An 18,536-nucleotide genomic window follows, 5' to 3' on the forward strand; every position below is an offset into this window, starting at 1 on the left:
AATTCAACTAATAAAAGAGACTAAAAATTTGAGAGTTCAAATTTTTAGTCTTCTTTTGCTAAATTAAAAGCTATGCTTTTTATCCAAAATTATTATTTCTATATTCAGAAGGTGAAACCCCAGTAAAAGATTTAAAGACCTTATGAAAATGACTTTGATCATGAAAACCTAGAGTTAAACCTATTTCTAAAATACTACTAGTAGTAGTCACAAGCAAAACCTTTGCTCTATCTATTCTTATTTTCTTAGCATATTTCATAATAGTCATTCCCATATGCTTTTTAAAACAATCAGATATGTAACCTTCAGATAAATTTAAGTCGCTAGCTAATTTTTTTAGTGAAATCTGGCTTTCTATATTGAGATGAAGATGCTTTAATATTCTATTAATTACGAAGTTATCTTTAACCTCAACATCGTTTATAAGCAAGTTGATATATGTATCTATCATTTGTATTTCAAGCTCTTGAAGAGCCTGCAAAGTATTGAGGGCTGGAATTAAATCATAAAATTTATTGTACACAGGATGAAGGTATCTAGTTAAAATACCATTTTCAACTATCTCTCGAGTATACATAGCATTCCAAATGATCAAATCATTTTTCTTATCCTGTATTGGTATTTCATCAGCAATTTCTGCTAAATGCTTCTGTTTAACTATTTCTAATATCTGCGGTTTTGCTCTAAGCTCAATTAAAAAATAGATATCATTATTAAAAATATCCATATCTGATTTGAAAGAGTTATCCAATATACATCCATCCTATCTAGTTATTAATTTTAATATTTACATGAGATATATACATATTATATTAAATATATACAAATAAAATCAAGCTTATTTGATATAATTGCCATAAGTGGGTTAAATATCTTTCGATGTATATTAACTATATTAAAATTAATTTAAATAAGCAAAAAAGAAAGAGGTGAATAGCATGATAGAAGTTGAAAACCTAAAAAAAGAATTTAGGATGAATAAGAAATATCCTGGATTCAAAGGGGCAATAAAATCATTTTTTTCAAAGGAATATACCAATAAAGTTGCAGTTGATAATATAAGTTTTAAAATTAATGACGGAGAGATTGTTGGATATATTGGTGCAAATGGAGCAGGAAAATCTACAACTATTAAGATGATGACGGGTATTCTCACTCCAACTAGTGGAAAGGTTTTAGTAAATGGAAAAGTACCGTATAAAGATAGACAGGATAATGCTAAGAATGTAGGAGTAGTATTTGGGCAAAAGACTCAGTTATGGTGGGACCTGCCTTTATCGGAAACCTTTTCGCTTCTAAAAGATATTTATGAGGTTGAAGAAGAAGAGTATAAAAAAAGAATGGAATTTCTTAATGAAGTATTAGACTTAGAACCTTTTATGTTAAGTCCTGTTAGAACTTTATCATTAGGACAAAGAATGAGGGCAGATCTTGCAGCAGCATTTATACATAATCCAAAAGTAATATATTTAGATGAGCCAACAATTGGATTGGATGTAGTTGTTAAAGATAAAGTTAGGAAAGCAATTAAAAAAATAAATGAAGATTATGAAACAACAGTCATTCTAACAACACATGATTTAAATGATATAGAGGAATTATGTAATCGTATAATAATAATTGATTCTGGAAGACTGATTTATGATGGCGGGCTGAAAGAAATAAAAGAAAAGTATGGATATATGACTAATATAGAAATACAAATGAAACAAAAAATTGAGTTAGATGAGGTGGAATATATCAAGGAATTGGATGAAGAAAACATAAAACTTGATATTAATGAAAATAAACTTACAGTAACTTTTAATAAAAATAATACCTCAACTACAGAGATTATAGGCAGGTTAATGGAGAAAAGCAATATTATAGATTTTTCGGTGAATGAGACAAGCATTGAGGAAATAGTTAAAAAAATATATAGAAATGAGGTGTAGATAATGAGTAAAAGCAGGAAATTAAAGACTTATCTACCCTTTGCAATAAATGTTTTCCAGAGAAAATTATCATATAGGGCTGATGCAGTTATTTTTATATTAGGTCAAGCAGTAATGCTTGCAGTAACTTATTATTTATGGAAGGCAGTGTATGGGAGTTCTCAAAATAATATAATGAATGGATTTTCTCTAAATGAAATGATCATATATATTTTAATATCGTTCATTACCTCTTTAGTTATATCAGCAGATATACTTCAGGATATGTATAGAGAAGTTAAAGATGGTTCAATTGCAATTAATTTAATTAGGCCAATTAGCTATGAAAAAAGAATGATATTTCAAGGGCTCGGTAATATCATGTATAATTTTATAGTTATATTTGTAGCCTCTTTCATAGTTATAACGATTTTGTATTATAAATATACGGGAAGTATAAATTTAGTTAATATTATGTTTTACTTTGTAAGTGCAGTATTAGGGATGCTCATAAATTTATATTATAGATATGCTTTCGGATTACTCTCGTTTAAAATAACTAACATGTGGGGATTGTCGCAAATGATGGGGGCTGTATCAGAATTATTATCAGGGACTTTAATTCCACTGGTATTCTTCCCGAAAGCAGTTCAAGGGATATTCAGTTTTTTTCCGTTTAGTTCAATGATATATACACCTACTATGATTTATTTGGGTAAGTTAACAGGCGCTGAATTAATTAAAGAAATAGCAGTTCAAGTGGCATGGCTGATAATATTAGTAGTAATAGCAAGAGTTATGTGGAATACCCTAATTAAAAAGATTACTATTTTAGGGGGATAATTTAAATGAAGAAATATTTAATTCTATATAATAAATTTTTACAACAATATATAAAATCATTAATTGAATATAGGGCTGATTTTATTTTAGGCTTAATAGGTTTTACTTTAGTTCAGGGAGCAAATATAATATTTATTAAATTAATTTTTAATACAATTCCGAATTTAAGTGGGTGGAGTTTTTATGAAATATTATTTATATATGGATTTTCACAAATACCAAGAGGAATTGATCATATATTTACAGATAATCTATGGATGCTGAGTGGGTATATAATAGTTAATGGAAATTTCGATAGATATTTAATAAGACCGTTAAATCCATTGTTTCAGGTTTTGGCAGAAAGATTTCAACCAGATGGATTTGGTGAATTAATAATAGGAATAATTTTAGCTGTTATATCCTCTAATAATTTAGGTATTAATTTTACATTTAGCAAGCTAGTATTATTTATATTTGCTGTTATATGTGGAAGCTTAATATATACAGCAATAAAGCTTGCAGTAGCGTCTATAGCTTTCTGGCTTAAATTTGCACAGTCGTATTTATTTATGACATATCAGCTAAGTAATTTTACTAGGTATCCAATTGGCATTTACCCTAATACAATACGAAATATACTGACGTTTATAATTCCATTTGCATTTACTGGTTATTATCCAGGTGCTTATTTTTTAGGAAAGGGAAGTTTATTTTCAGGAGTTATATTGACTTTTCTAGTGGCTATTATCGGATTATGTATTTCATATTTAATATGGCTTAAAGGGATTAACAAATATGAAAGCTCTGGAAGTTAGAAAACAAAATATTAATTACAATTAAAACAGGTTGAAAGACCTGTTTTTTTTAAATTTTTAATTAATATAGTTAAATTTTGAATGAGTAATATCCTATATTTTGACTTTATTTTATTAAAGATTTAATAAAATAATTAATTATTTCTAAAGAAGTGTAAGTATAAGACGATAATAATAATCATATGTAATAAATTGCAGAAAATACAAAAAATAATGATGAAAATAATATTCATTACCTATAAGGAGGAGTAAAGTGAAATCAAAAAAATTCAAGTTTAATAGTATACGTACTAAATTGATTATTAGTTTAGTAGGGATATGTGTAATTCCACTAATAATATTAGGTTATGGTGCTTATTGGCAGGCAAATTCAATTCTTAATGAGAAATTAAAAGTGACAAGCCAGCAAACACTTTCGGAAGTAAATGATGGAATAGATAACTACTTTAATGGTTTTTCAAATACTGTTAAAATGCTGTCAACCAATTATAATTTCGTTAATGCTGAAAACAGTGAACCATATAGTTATATACCAGGACTATTGCAAAATGTAAAAGAAAGCAATAATGATGCATTTAGTGTGTATTTTGGAACCGCTGATGGTAGATTTCAAATATACCCAAATGATAAAATGCCAGATGGATATAATCCAACTGAGAGACCTTGGTATAAGCAGGCACTAGAACACAAGGGGCAAGTAATTGTAACATTACCGTTTAAGGACAGTCAAACAGGTAAAAACACTGTTTCCATAGCTAGGACTGTTGAAAAAGACAATAAAGTGGTAGGTGTTTGCGCAATGAATATTTCTATAGACACGCTTACAGAGAAAATTGCTTCTAAGAAGATAGGAGCTACTGGTTATGTATTTGCTTCTGATGTTGATGGAAAGTATATGATTGCGCACCCTAGCAAAGATTTATTGGGTACAGATGCAGCTTCTAAGCAATCATTTTGGGATAAAGCAAAATCATCTGATAGTGGATTTGTAACTTATGAGTATAATAATGTTAAGAAGTTTGGAGCTTATGCAACAAACAATGTTACTGGGTGGAAGCTTGTAGCTACATTAGATGAAAAAGAAATTTCTAATGATACAAATTCAATATTGGTAACAATGCTAATCATAGTATCAGTTATATTCTTAATTTCTATAGCATTATCTTTAATACTAAGCAAGGGTATAGCAAAAAATATTAAAAATTTAAAAGGGGTATTCGGAAAAGCTTCAAGTGGAGATTTAACTGTATCTATAGTTCCATCAACAAGGGATGAATTTATGGATTTAGCTTATTCTTTTAATGAGATGATACAGAATATAGCAGAACTTATGAATAATGTTACTAAGTCATCTAAAATTGTTCTTGAGACTTCATCAAACCTTGCAAGTATGTCGGAAGAGGTAACTGCGTCAGTAGCAGAAGTTGCAAAGGCTATAGAGGAAGTTTCAGAAGGCGCAACAAATCAATCACAAAATGCTCAAAATGGAGTTTCAGAGATGAATGAACTATCAAGTAAGTTAGACAAAATTAGTACAAATTCTAACGAAATGGATAGACTTTCTATAAGTACTAAGGAATTAGGCGCAAAGGGCTTATCCATGGTAGATACATTAATAGAAAAATCACATAAAACTAAAATAGCTACTACTGAAGTTAATGATATAGTTGCAGATATGAATGAAAGTACTAAGAAAATAAATACCATATCTGAAACCATATCTGAAATAACAGAGCAAACTAATCTTTTAGCATTGAATGCAAGTATAGAATCTGCACGTGCAGGTGAAGCGGGCAAAGGTTTCGCCGTTGTAGCAGAAGAAATAAGAAAATTAGCAGAAGAGTCTAAAGCATCAACTGAAGAGATTAAGGCGATTATAACAAATATTCAGAAAAAATCTGATACAGCTGTTAAGGCGATTAAATCTACTGAATATGTAGTAAATGAACAAGATTTAGCAGTAGATCAAACCCAAGAAATATTTAAAGAAATCCTTAAAGCAATTGAAACAATGATAAATAAGGTTGAAGAAATAAAATTATCTATCACTGATGTAAATGAAAAGAAGCAAAGTGCAGTATCAGAAATTGAAAATATTTCATCCATTTCCCAAGAAACTGCCTCTGCATCAGAAGAAGTAACGGCTTCAACTGAAGAGATAACTGCTGTTATGGATAGATTTACAAAATATGCAGATGAACTTCAGGTATTAGCAGAAAAATTGGATTCGGAATTAGAAAAATTCAAAATTAATTAATTATAGCTTATGATAACTTAATACTATTATTAAAGAAGAAACACCTATATTTATTTTTTTACAATAAGTGTTTCTTCTTTTATATATTGTTTAATGGTGCTTTTTGGTTTTAGACAGCTAGGCTTAGTCATGATAAAATAAAAGAAGATATATAAAAATTAAGACAGATGGTGAGCAAATGATCAAGGTAAAATTAGAGAAAAGCAAGAGCGGAAAATTAATATTTAAATTAAAAGTTGATGAAGCTAATAAGGAGAATATTTTATTTAAAAGAGCTCTAATGGAAGCAAAAACTATTAAAGGAAGATATGAATATGAAGTGCCTTTACGATTTTTTATTCCAATATGTAAAAATATAAATAAGGAAAATTTAATTTTAGACAAAAATAGTATATTATCTTATTTAGAATTTTCGGATGTATATGATCAAAATTATTATACAGACATAGATGCAACAGCAAAATATATGAGAAAGTGGAGAGAAGAAGGCTGTCCGGATATTTATAGGATTACTATAGACAAAGAGACTTATGAAATAAAGAAGGAAATAGTCTTTAGGAGACCTGAGATTAAAGTTAAAGAATTTAAATTATAGTATTTTTCAAAAAAATTAAAAAGGAATATCTCAAATTAGAAGTAATAATTTGAGATTGTACCTTTATATAATGTTTACTGGCGATATATTATGCTTGTTACTATGTGAGTAATTTGTGAGGAACAGTTAACAAGAATTAATTCCTCTATAGAATTTGAAGTTATGTCTTTTAATAATAACAAGTCATTGGCATTAACTTTAAAAATTTTATTATTAATAATTGATTTGAAACTTCCATTAGTAACATAAAAGCAGACTGACACTAAATCGTTACCTAGTAAAGCATTATATTTAAATTTAGTATTTTTTTTAGGATTAATATTTAAATGGATTAATTCACCATTGTAATTTTCTCGTGTCATTAAATTAAAAACAGAAGCTTGACCATAAGTTGTAGTTTTCCAATCACCCATAAAGTTATCTTGATCAAAAGGATTAAGTAATTTTTTATACTTATTTTCGTGATTGAGAGTTATTTGACCTTCAGTAACCATGAATTTTCGTGAAACTTTTGGCAGGCTGCTAAAAGTAGATTCAGGTATATCTATCTTAGCCACTCCAAGTCTCCATAGAAAATTTCTACTAGCATAGTTAGAATTTGACGGGTATGTTGTTAATTCCGTAGCCATGCCGCCGGACCAAAATGTTGGTTTAAATTTATCTTGCTTAATTAATTCAACATTATAATTCATAAATTACTCTCCTTTGAATGCATATTTAATTTTCATCTTATTATATTAAAAGATATATGTATAATCAATAAATATAAGTACATATAAAATATAATTTATTAAAACAATATATAAATAATGGATTAGAAGTACTATCACATGTATAAAATCATGGACATAATACAAATTAATAAGTAAAATTATAATTAATATGGTAAATTATCATAGAAAATAACATTTAATTTTATTATCAAATAAAAATATAATCGTAGGAGCTGATATTATGAGCATCTTTGAAAATAAGAAGGCATTAAGAAAAGAGATTTTAATAAAACGTAAAAATATGAATACAACTGAAAAAGAGAAGATGGATAAAATGATATCAGACCAACTTTATGAGAGCAGGTATTACAAAGAAGCAACCAATATATTTATTTATATATCATATGATTCGGAAATAGATACTAAAAGTATAATTTGTAAAGCTTTGAAAGATAATAAGAGAATATATATACCGAGGACTGAATTTGAAACTAGAATCATGGACGCAGTTGAAATTAAGTCTTTTGATAACCTTATTGAAACCAATTATGGACTTTTAGAACCTTCAAAAAAAGATCCTCATATAAATCCTAATGAATTAGACTTAATAGTAGTTCCAGGGGTAGCTTTTGATAGAAACGGCGGGAGAATGGGTTATGGAGCAGGTTTCTATGATAGATTTTTTAAGAAGATTAATGGTGATAATATAAAAAAAATAACGAAATTAGCATTGGCCTATAGCCTTCAAGTACTAGATAAGGTTCCAATGAGTGAGCAGGATGTTCCAGTGGATTTTATTATAACTGAGAAGGAATTTATAGGATAATTGATTGTTATAGGATAGTAACTTACATGTATTAGGGGGAGAACTATGGAGTGTAATGAGAGTAATTTTATTTACTTGAAAAAAACTAGTGTAGAGAAATATTATGAAGAGTTAATTAGGGCTGAACATTTATGTGAGTACTTTCCTGCTATTACTAAGATTATTATTAGGAAAGTATTGGAGGCGATTTTAAAGGATATTGCTGAGAAACATAAAATTGAAAGTAATACATCAGCATGGAACTTACTTAATAATATTGAACTTAGTACTAGTTTTTCTTTTCCAGAAGAAATTATTAACTATATTGAAACTGTACTGATTAACGGATACGAACATGCTTCACGTAATAATAGAAATAGAAAAATTTTAAAACATCCTATTGAGATTTTAGAGAGCATGCACAATATTTTGTGCTGGTATTTAAGAAAAACAGAAGGTCAGAAAATTAAATTAGTTAAGAACTTGAGCTTTAGGGCGCCAAGTACTATTGAATATATGCAAAAGGAAATTAGTAAAATTAGAGATGATATATCACTTAAGGATAAGCAGATAAATAATCTGAGACAAAAGATTATTGAGGTTAGCAGCCAGTCAAAGGCTATTGGTGAATTAAATAATATTATCATAGAAATAAAGAAAGAAAAATCTTACCTTGAAGAAACTAAAATACTGTTGACTAAGAAAATTGAAGTGCAGAAAAATCAAGTGGCACAAGTAGAAAATGATTATAAGTTTTACATGAAAAGGCTTGATAAACTAAAGCAGAGATGTAACGAAAATCAGGAACTGCTTTTTGAAAAAGAGAGTCAGCTTGTTAAGGCTGAAATAAAAAATCAAGAATTAAAAGATTTAATAAGAAATTTAGAAGAACAGGATAATAAGATAGAAGATAGTGAACACTATCTTGAAGAAGAATTAAGAAAAGTAAGACAAGCATATGAAAAACTAGTAAAGCTGACTAATCAATATCAGGATATCTTGGAGACGGTAGAATTTTCTTACAGCAGTGATTTACAAAAATCATTAGAAACTCAAAAAAATAATGTAACAATGGAAATAAATTTTCAAAATAGAGTATTTAATGAGAATATAATTAATTATAACAAAAATATGGCTGAGGTCAAAAGAAAAGTACTAATATTCAAAGAAATTCTAAACGAAAAAATTAAAAGAGGAATCAAATATAAATCACTGTATAAAGGATTTTTAAGGCTAGAGGGTAAGGAGCTTAGGATTATATATACGATTATTAATAATATTAATACAGCGCCAAGCTTTATAAATAAATCTAAAGAATTATTTTTGAAATCTAATGAAGAGAAATTTTTAACACTACTGAATAAAAATTTAGAAGACCTGAAAAATGTAAGTGATGATGAAATTAAATTACTATTATATTATAAATTAATTAAATTATCTCAAGTTCCACTAGGAAGCATATATAATAGGAAACAATTTATTAAAGCTCTAGAAAATATGGTTGATAAGGCTTATGAAATTTTAGAAAGCAAAAAAGACTTTAAGGGTGGAGTAAAAAAATTAGACGCTATAATTAGATATTATCTAGATAAAATAATATCTTCTTTAAAGAATAAAAATATAAATTTACATATAAGTGAAGAATTAACTGATAAAATCTATGGAAAAATTATGGAGTTAAAGCAAAATGAAGAAAATATAATCAAAGAAAAAATATATTATGATAAATTCAATTTAGATAACATGTCAGAAGTGATGTTTAAGTCATCCATAAAATCACAGCCCTTTATATTTATATCAATAATGGTAGACTTGAGTAATTCCACTTCGTATCAGGAGATTTCTGCAATTATATTTGAAGTTGAAAGCTTAATATCAAATAGAACATTATCTAAGGCATATGGCGAGGGCGGAGTGAATTCAAAGCTCTTAAATGAGTATTTTATGGTGTTGCTGTTTTTATATAGCGGAACTGCTTCTATAAATCAAAATCAACAAATGGAACTACTACCATTATTAGTACTTGGGATAATAAGCATAGATTTAATTGAAAATAATGATGAAGCCAATCTGGAAAGTTATACTAGGATGATAGAGTCTTGGAAACGAAAACAGCAAAAATATAATGATATCTTTATGGAAAAGGAAGAAATGGAGAGTTCATTGGAATTTTTGTTAGAAGAAAGCCAAAGAGTAGAATTTATTATTAAACAATTATCGGAATCTAGTAATTTACTTGTACAAAGATACGAGAACTATAGGGAAGAATTTAAATCTATTATTTTGAATTCTGAAAAAAGAATTCTTCTACCATCGTATATGAACTATGATGAATTACGTAGTAAAAAAGAAATAGCTGAAAATAATATTAATAACTCTAAAAATAAACACGGAACATTAAAAAGTATGTTTTCTCTGGAACTTTGGAAGGAACAGGCAAATAAGCTTGTTAATGAATCAAATATGATTGAAGTTGAAAATAAGCTGATTGAAGAAGCAAAGCAAAAGCCTTATTTTAAGAAGGAATACTCAGTTTTTGCTGAAATAGAAAATGAAATTCAGAAAACAAATGAGTTAGTGAATAAGAATAAAGAAGAACTAAAAAACAAGAATTTGTTAACAGGTAATATGAAAAATAAAATTACTGAATTAGAAAAACAGCTCACAACAATAAAGGACGCATATCCAGATATAGAAGAAGGTTACTATTAAAAAATTATGTACAAGTAGATTGATTTTGCTAAACTGAAGTGCATTACTATAATAGAAATAATGAGCATGTTTTGTAAAGTGTTTCATTAGGAATTTTAATGGTTATACTTCTTAGATTATAAGTTGTTCCACAAAGCTTGACTTTGAGGCTAGCTTTGTGGACGCAACTTGTAATCTTAGAAGCATCCATTAAAATTCCTTAGAAAACGGAACAAAAGCATGCTCATTATTTCGATAAGTCATGCACTTAAGTGCAGAATTATCTTTCTTTGTTATCTATTTCTGTTACAATTCTTTCGATGAATGCATCTAACTTAACAGCACCTTCATCATCATTCTTTCTGCTTCTTACAGAAACTTCATTGTTTGCAGCTTCCTTTTCCCCAACAACTAAGATGTAAGGAATTCTTTCAAGTCTTGCTTCTCTAATTTTATAACCAATCTTTTCAGCTCTGTAGTCAGCTTCTGCTCTAACGCCTCTGTTTTTTAAGGCTTTTGTAACTGCTTCAGCATAATCATTGTACTTATCAGAGATTGGTAATACTTTTGCTTGAACTGGAGATAACCATGTTGGGAAAGCACCAGCATATTCTTCTATAAGCATAGCTAAAGTTCTTTCGTAGCATCCAATTGATGATCTATGGATTATATAAGGACGTTTCTTTTCTCCGTCTTTATCTACATAGCTCATATCAAATCTTTCAGCTAAAGCAAAGTCAATTTGAACTGTAAATAAAGTGTCTTCTTTACCATGAACATTTCTAAATTGTAAATCAAGTTTTGGACCATAGAAGGCAGCTTCATCATCAGCTTCAACATAATTAATGTTTAAGTGATCTAAAATGTTTCTCATTGTATCTTGAGTTTTATTCCAAGCATCAGGATCATTGATGTATTTTTCAGTATTGTTTGGATCCCATTTAGAGAATCTATAAGTTATTTTTTCAGCAATTCCTAAAGTTCCCATTAAATATTGAATTAATTCAACAACGCCCTTGAATTCTTCCTCTAATTGTTCAGGTGTAACAATCAAATGACCATCAGCTAAAGTAAATTGTCTAACTCTTATAAGACCATGCATTTCTCCTGATGCTTCATTTCTAAATAGAGTAGAAGTTTCGCCGTATCTTATAGGAAGATCTCTATAGCTGTGTTGTTCAGCATTATATATAGTGTATTGAAATGGACAAGTCATAGGTCTTAAAGCAAATACTTCATCATCTTTCTCCTCATCACCTAATACGAACATGCCATCTTTGTAGTGATCCCAGTGACCAGAAATTTTGTATAAATCGCTTTTAGCCATAAATGGAGTCTTAGTTAAAAGATATCCTCTTTTTTCTTCTTCATCTTCAACCCATCTTTGAAGAAGTTGAACTATTTTAGCTCCTTTAGGCATTAGCAGCGGAAGTCCTTGACCTACATTTTCATCAGTAGTGAATAGTTTTAATTCTCTACCAAGTTTATTATGGTCTCTCTTCTTAGCTTCTTCTAAAGCTTCTAAGAATTCATCTAGATCAGATTTCTTTAAGAAAGCAGTACCATAAATTCTAGTAAGCATTTTGTTTTTTTCGTTACCTTTCCAATAGGCACCAGCACTTCTAGTAAGTTTAATTGCTTTAACTGGTTTTAATGATATAAGATGAGGGCCAGCACATAAGTCAGTAAATTCACCCATTGTATAGAAAGAAATTACTTCATTTTCAGGAAGATCATTTATTAATTCTACTTTATAAGGCTCATCCTTCATTAATTCTAAAGCTTCGCTTCTAGGAAGTGTAGATCTTTCAATTGAAGGATTTTCTTTTATTATTTTTTGCATTTCTGCTTCAAGTTTTTCAAGATCTGCAGCTGTGAAGGCAGTTTCTCTATCGAAATCATAGTAGAAGCCATTGGCAATAGAAGGTCCTATAGCTAATTTTGTTTCAGGGAATAATCTTTTTACAGCATAAGCTAAAACGTGAGATATACTGTGTCTTACAGCGTCCTTACCTTCTTGCGAATCAAAAGTACAAATGCTTAACTCCACATCTTCATTAACTTCTTGTCTAAGGTCAACAATTTTACCATTGATAATACCACAACAAGCATTTCTAGCTAAACCTTCACTAATTGATTTAGCAATTTCATAAACTGATAAACCAGCTTCGTATTCTTTAACTGATCCATCTTTTAAAGTTACCTTTATCATTTTAAAACTCCTTTCAAAATATAAAAAAATAGTTAATTTCTTGAATTTGAATAATAATTGTTGTTAGCATAAATAATTATTTAGATTAGATTTTTGCAAATAAAAAAACTTCATCTCAAAAAATAGAGACGAAGTAGTATCCGTGGTTCCACTCTAATTACCTAAAACGTGCTAATTAAAATAGTCTAAATATTAAAAATGTGATGATATAAAGACTACTAAAAATAACCATAAATAATAGGTCACTTAAATTTATCGTAACGTGATAAATACGGGCTTTATTAGAGCCGCTCAGAGGTGGTTTTCAGTCTAAATTTATTTAAGAATACTCACACCAGTATATTCTCTCTCTGAAAAATAAGATTTTAGCTTACTGTCCTCATCAACGCATTTTTATATTAATATTATTTTTATTATAATCATTGAATTTTTGTATGTCAATAAATTAGACAAAAAAATCTATAGATCAAGGATGGGATTATAAGAATATTTTAACTGTTTTAACAATGTTTTAATCATATTTTAATAAGAAGTTTATTATGGTGGCATAAAATAGAATTATGTAGACTCAGAGTAGATATTTATTTCAGGAGGTAGAAATGAATAAAAAAATTAGAAGTATTAAAACAAAAATCATTATGTTCGTAGTACCCATGTTATTAGTTGGATTTATTGTGCTATCCGGATTAGGATATAGATTTGCAAGCAATTCGTTAAAAGAAAGTAATTTAAATATAATGTCAGAGATGACAAAGAATGCGGCTTCTAGAGCAGATGATGAAATAAAGAGTGAAATTAAAAACCTAGAGGTAATTGCAAGTAATCCTGAAATTAGTAATGAAGATATTCCGTTGGAAAAAAAAGTGGAGATTCTTAAACCGTCATTAAAAGCAATTGGGCAATTAGGAATGAGCATAAGTGACAAGAATGGAAATTCAATAGATACATTAGGAAATAAAAAAGTAGTAAAAACAACCCAAAGTTTTATGAAGTCAATCAAAGGAGAAAATTCTATAACAAGCCCTTATGTAGACCCAATCACAAATAAAAAAGTTATATCATATTCAGTTCCAATTAAAGATTCATCTAGTAATGTTATAGGGGTTATAACATCAGTAAAGGACTGTAAAGATTTTTCTATTTTAAATAATGAAACGAAATTTTTGAACACAGGAAGTTCCTTAATCGTAGATAGTAATGGTAATTTTATTGTGGCAGAAGATGAAAGCCTTGTGTCTGGAAATAAAAATATAACAAATATGACTTCAGATAAGGAATCATTAGATGATTTAAATAATATAGGAAAAAGTATGATAATTGGAACCCAATCCGGAATGGGGAAATACACTTATGAAGGAAAGGTAAGATATATAACATATTCTCCAATTGGAAAGACTGGTCTTTCTATTGGAATTACTGTTGAAGAAAAAGATTTATTAAGTGCATTAAATAGTTTGGGAATGGTTGACGCTATAGTAACAATTATTATGATACTATTAATTTCTGTAATAATCGTAGGTTTTACTATTAGATTAATAAATAGATTATTGGGAGCTAAAGATTATGTTGATGGCATTGCAAAAGGCGATTTTTATTCTAAAATTGACCCTAAATACGCTAAAGGAAATGATGAAATAACTGAAATATGCACAAGCGTAGAACAGGCAAAAGAATCTGTAGGAAAGATGATAAGAACAGTTAGAAATAATGCCAATGTAGTTCAAGATGGTTCAGTATCATTAACAGAAGTTGCGGAACAGTTAGCAGTTCTTACTGAAGAAATTTCCGCATCCATTGGAGAAGTCGCAATTAATACTAATAAACAAAGCCATGAATTCGAAGAAATAACCAGTAAATTAACTGAGTTTGGTGATAGTATAAATGTAGCTAATGACAATATTCACTTAATAAATCAGGATGTATCAATAGTAAGTGATAAATCGTTAGCAGGAACTAAAGACATAGAGGAATTAAATAGTGGAATCACAAGTGTTAATGATACTTTCGAAAAATTTGCAATTAGTATTGAGTATATACAAGGAGATATGAAAAATGTTGGTGAAATTATTAACATCATTAACGGAATTTCAGAACAAATAAATCTTTTAGCTTTTAATGCTGCAATTGAAGCTGCTAGTGCAGGAGAAGCAGGAAGAGGATTTAACGTTATAGCTCAAGAAGTTAGAAAGCTTTCAGATAAGAGTAAGGAATCCGCTCAAAATATATCTAAAATACTAAATAGACTTGTTAATGTAATAAATAAAGTAGTAGAAGAATCTAAAAATATGGACAGTGAATTAGAAAACCAAAAAAATAATATTTATCGAGCATCAAATTCTTTTTCAGAAATAGCACAACTGGTTAAGGAAATTACACCTAAAGTTGCAAATATAAGTGATGCATTTATTGATATTAACCACAATAAAGATTTAATAGTTGAAACAGTGTATGAATTATCTGAAGAAATAAAAGATACATCAACTTCATTAGAACAAGTAACAGATTCATCGGTAGAACTTGCAATACTTGCAGAAAAAGTAAATAACAGCTCAGATATTCTATTAGATAAAGCTGGGGATTTAATAGAAAAAGTTAAAATGTTTAGAATAGAACAAGAAGATTATAGTGCAGAAGCAGCATTTAGTGTAGAAGTCTTAAGTACAGATTCAGAAGAGTTAGTAATAAGAGATGAAGAAACAACCATAGGAGTAGAGGAATCAATTGCAAGCTCTGAAGAAGGAAGCATAGACGCAGAAGAAATAAATATCAATGTTGAGGAAGCAAGAATAAACGAAGAAGCAAAAACAACTGAAGAATTGAATACTACAGGTACAGGCTACGTAAGAGAATTGGATTTAACGCTAGAGGAAGAATTAAAAGAGTTAGCTATGCCATCTAACGAGGCGCTTGCACTTGGATATGTAGCTGATCGGGAACTACATTTATCACTAGTAGAAAATTTTGTTGATTTAAGTGTATCTCCATTAGAAAAATTTGAAGCCGAATTACCAACAAAAGACTTTGGATGGGGCTGTGCTAAGGTTACAGAATTGAAAAATTATATAAGACAAAGAGAAGTAGTACAAGAGCATGAAGATGAGTTTGAAGACTTAAGCAAGTACAATATATCTTAAGATTTATTAAGACCTATGAATAGTTAATACATTAATAGAAAATTTATAATAGTTTGCAAAGCAAAACCACCTGCTTAATTAGTTGAGTAAGTGGTTTTTTTCGATAATTTTTAAATGTAAATTTCTAGTAACTATCTTCAATTAATTTATCTAAGGTTAAATTAACAATCATTTCTTCTGAGTAGAATTTTTCACCCATAATTTTGAAAATAACTTCTGATTTTTTATAACCCTCTTTGTAAAGTTTTAAATTTTTAGTTATTCGTTTAAGAGTATTTTTGGGGATATTTAATTCTAAAGCTAATTCTTTAAAAGAATAATAATCCTTTTTTAACATTTCATATAATTTTATTTGAAGATCCAGCTTATACCTTAAATCAACTTCCTTAGATTGATGGGGACCATATTTCCCTCTATGATGAGATGGACACAAATACATATAATTTAATTCAATATCAAAGCCGCCTTCACTTCTGTGAACAATATGATGTATATCAGCTTCTGCATTACATATTTCACATAAACACAATGTTTAAATCCTCCTTAGAATTTAACTCATATATCTATATATAGAGTTTTAAAAATTTATTTAAGTAAATTAAATTCAAATTTTCAACTTTTTATGTTAATGAAACTATATTGCTCATATCTTATGTCAAAGTATTAACATGTAATATTATAAAGTAATAAAATAAAAATATCAATTTTAATAATTTTGTTACATATATTAACAAAATATAAATAAAATGTAATATAATATAAAGAAGGGATAATACTAATTATAAAATAATTTTAACAAAATTTATAGCATATTAAACCTAATTAAATTGTATTATATACTATATAATACAATTTGGACAAATATATTGTGTATATATTATGATTTTAATTATTAATAGGAAGGTGAGTTGAAGTGAGGGACAAGTATAATTCATTCAAGTATTGGGAAAACGTTATCAGCGAGAACAAGACAAGAAGAGGTCATATGCTTATGCAAAAACCACCTACTGAAGGAAGTTTTTATTTTCATAGTCTTATATTTGGAAATAAAAATGGAATAAATAATATGTGGGGGTATTTTCCAAATATAAAAAGTTTGATTGGGTATATTCAATACTCATTCTTACAAGAGGCTTTTTATAAATGGATATATGGGAAAGATAAAATAGTTACTAGAATTCCACATTTAACAGTGGATAAAATTGTTCGTGAAGCAGAGAGAGCAAAAAAAATAAGTAGAGAAACTGCTGTAGATATGATAAGGGATTATGAATTTATAAATTGTTTATGGAATTGGCCAACTAATAAAATAGAAGAGGAACTTAGAAAATTTATTAAAGAGTTTAATAAGAAGTGGATTGGGGACAATAAAGAATTTTTATATTTAAAAATTTTTAAGACATCAGAAGAATTAGGTGAGTTTGTAATTTCATCTTCATTATTAACAAGTACGGAAAAGGAATTAGAAAGTAAAATAGGCATGACAATGGATGAGTGGAAAGATGTTTGCAAATTTGCTCCGATTGATTCTGATAAAGGAGAAATATTTAGAAAGATTCTATTAAATAAATTAAGCGAAGTATTTTAAGCTATTAGCATTTATTTAAAAATAAATAGTTATCAGGGAGCTAACAAGATTAAGGAAGATGCCTTAAAATAGATTTAAGTACAATATGGTGGATTTTAACAAAGAAATCGGTATATTGTGCTGTTTTTTTATTTTAAGACAACTCTTCTGTTCTTTATTATTAATAGTAATCTTCTAATATTTTTCAACAGAAGCTATACTTTGAGCTGAGATTCCAAGCATTTCACCAGTAAATCCGAGTCCCTCTTCTGTGGTCGCTTTTATATTTATTTTACTTATATCTATATTAAGAGCCTTTGATATATTTTCTCTCATATTTTCAATATGAGGCATCATTTTTGGTTTCTGAGCTATTATGGTAGCATCTATATTATTTATTATATAACCTGCTTCAAAAATAAGTTTGCCTGTTTTCTCAAGCAATAAAATACTGGATATGCCCTTAAAGGCATTATCTGTGTCCGGAAAATGTTTTCCAATATCACCAAGTGCACAAGCACCTAACAAAGAATCCATTATAGCGTGAAGAAGAACATCCGCATCAGAATGACCTAAAAGTCCTTTCTCGAAAGGAATTTCAACTCCTCCTATAATTAATTTTCTATCTTCAACTAGCCGATGTACATCATATCCTAATCCAACTCTCATACATTCACCTCATTTAAATGTTTTAATCTTGTATACATTTTAACATAATATAAGAGTCGTATAAAATATATATAATATACAATTAATTATAGTTAGTTAGAAATACGTTTTTTCTTACTTACATATATATGTTCAGAGGAAGTAGTCTTAAGAATTCTTAGTTTAGAGATTAATAAGGCAGCAATCTTATTTATAATAAAATGTATAAATGTTATTCTACGTTTTTTTATAAAATCTACATATATTATTTTTTCTTTCATAAAGTAATCTCCCCAATATTGATTTAAAAATAGATATATAAAATCTTATGGATAAGGAATTTTCTATGCTATAATACATA

The 18,536-nt window shown here is 28.3% G+C and carries 14 protein-coding genes and 1 other annotated feature; of the genes, 9 read left to right on the plus strand and 5 right to left on the minus strand.

The features are described from left to right. Positions 1-79 precede the first annotated feature (79 nt). The gene (locus tag COL3_RS00535) at positions 80-751 is read right to left on the minus strand and encodes an AraC family transcriptional regulator (protein WP_008426785.1); all 672 of its coding nucleotides are present in this window, start codon (positions 749-751) and stop codon (positions 80-82) included. A gap of 187 nt (positions 752-938) precedes the next feature. Here COL3_RS00535 and COL3_RS00540 point away from each other — a divergent pair, with 187 nt between their 5' ends. From COL3_RS00540 to COL3_RS00560, 5 genes are all read left to right on the plus strand, one after another. Next, the gene (locus COL3_RS00540) at positions 939-1,934 is read left to right on the plus strand and encodes an ATP-binding cassette domain-containing protein (protein WP_008426786.1); all 996 of its coding nucleotides are present in this window, start codon (positions 939-941) and stop codon (positions 1,932-1,934) included. Between the two features lie 3 nt (positions 1,935-1,937). Further along, entirely contained in the window at positions 1,938-2,756 is an 819-nt protein-coding gene (locus COL3_RS00545; protein WP_008426789.1) for an ABC-2 family transporter protein, read from the plus strand. A gap of 5 nt (positions 2,757-2,761) precedes the next feature. Continuing rightward, on the plus strand, positions 2,762-3,553 hold the full coding sequence (locus tag COL3_RS00550) for an ABC-2 family transporter protein (RefSeq protein WP_008426791.1): 792 nt from the start codon (positions 2,762-2,764) through the stop codon (positions 3,551-3,553). A 253-nt stretch (positions 3,554-3,806) separates the two neighbouring features. After that, positions 3,807-5,810, plus strand: a complete 2,004-nt coding sequence (locus tag COL3_RS00555; RefSeq protein ID WP_008426793.1) for a methyl-accepting chemotaxis protein — start codon at positions 3,807-3,809, stop codon at positions 5,808-5,810. Between the two features lie 178 nt (positions 5,811-5,988). Then, positions 5,989-6,405 carry a hypothetical protein gene (locus COL3_RS00560; RefSeq protein WP_008426795.1) on the plus strand — a complete coding sequence of 139 codons (417 nt, stop codon included), beginning with the start codon at positions 5,989-5,991 and terminating at the stop codon, positions 6,403-6,405. 74 nt (positions 6,406-6,479) lie between these two features. Here COL3_RS00560 and COL3_RS00565 read toward each other — a convergent pair whose 3' ends face one another. Next, entirely contained in the window at positions 6,480-7,097 is a 618-nt protein-coding gene (locus COL3_RS00565; protein ID WP_008426798.1) for a HutD family protein, read from the minus strand. Positions 7,098-7,359: 262 nt separating this feature from the next. Here COL3_RS00565 and COL3_RS00570 point away from each other — a divergent pair, with 262 nt between their 5' ends. Next, entirely contained in the window at positions 7,360-7,944 is a 585-nt protein-coding gene (locus COL3_RS00570) for a 5-formyltetrahydrofolate cyclo-ligase (protein WP_008426800.1), read from the plus strand. Between the two features lie 45 nt (positions 7,945-7,989). After that, the gene (locus COL3_RS00575; protein ID WP_008426802.1) at positions 7,990-10,635 is read left to right on the plus strand and encodes a hypothetical protein; all 2,646 of its coding nucleotides are present in this window, start codon (positions 7,990-7,992) and stop codon (positions 10,633-10,635) included. 259 nt (positions 10,636-10,894) lie between these two features. On the opposite strand, the gene thrS is transcribed toward COL3_RS00575, so the two are convergent. Next, complete coding sequence (gene thrS, locus COL3_RS00580) at positions 10,895-12,826, minus strand: threonine--tRNA ligase (RefSeq protein ID WP_008426804.1); 1,932 nt, start codon at positions 12,824-12,826, stop codon at positions 10,895-10,897. Positions 12,827-12,947: 121 nt separating this feature from the next. Then, positions 12,948-13,221: a binding site (T-box leader), on the minus strand. A 204-nt stretch (positions 13,222-13,425) separates the two neighbouring features. Here thrS and COL3_RS00585 point away from each other — a divergent pair. Further along, positions 13,426-15,960 (plus strand): methyl-accepting chemotaxis protein, encoded by a 2,535-nt coding sequence (locus COL3_RS00585; RefSeq protein ID WP_008426806.1) that lies wholly within the window; start codon positions 13,426-13,428, stop codon positions 15,958-15,960. A gap of 124 nt (positions 15,961-16,084) precedes the next feature. On the opposite strand, the gene COL3_RS00590 is transcribed toward COL3_RS00585, so the two are convergent. Continuing rightward, complete coding sequence (locus COL3_RS00590; protein ID WP_008426808.1) at positions 16,085-16,489, minus strand: HNH endonuclease signature motif containing protein; 405 nt, start codon at positions 16,487-16,489, stop codon at positions 16,085-16,087. Between the two features lie 384 nt (positions 16,490-16,873). On the opposite strand from COL3_RS00590, the gene COL3_RS00595 reads away from it, so the two are divergent. Continuing rightward, complete coding sequence (locus COL3_RS00595) at positions 16,874-17,548, plus strand: hypothetical protein (protein WP_035283968.1); 675 nt, start codon at positions 16,874-16,876, stop codon at positions 17,546-17,548. Positions 17,549-17,722: 174 nt separating this feature from the next. Here COL3_RS00595 and ispF read toward each other — a convergent pair whose 3' ends face one another. After that, the gene (gene ispF, locus COL3_RS00600) at positions 17,723-18,196 is read right to left on the minus strand and encodes a 2-C-methyl-D-erythritol 2,4-cyclodiphosphate synthase (protein ID WP_008426811.1); all 474 of its coding nucleotides are present in this window, start codon (positions 18,194-18,196) and stop codon (positions 17,723-17,725) included. Between the last annotated feature and the right edge of the window lie 340 nt (positions 18,197-18,536).

The organism is Clostridium sp. LS, from assembly GCF_002760435.1.
Taxonomy (GTDB): domain Bacteria; phylum Bacillota; class Clostridia; order Clostridiales; family Clostridiaceae; genus Clostridium.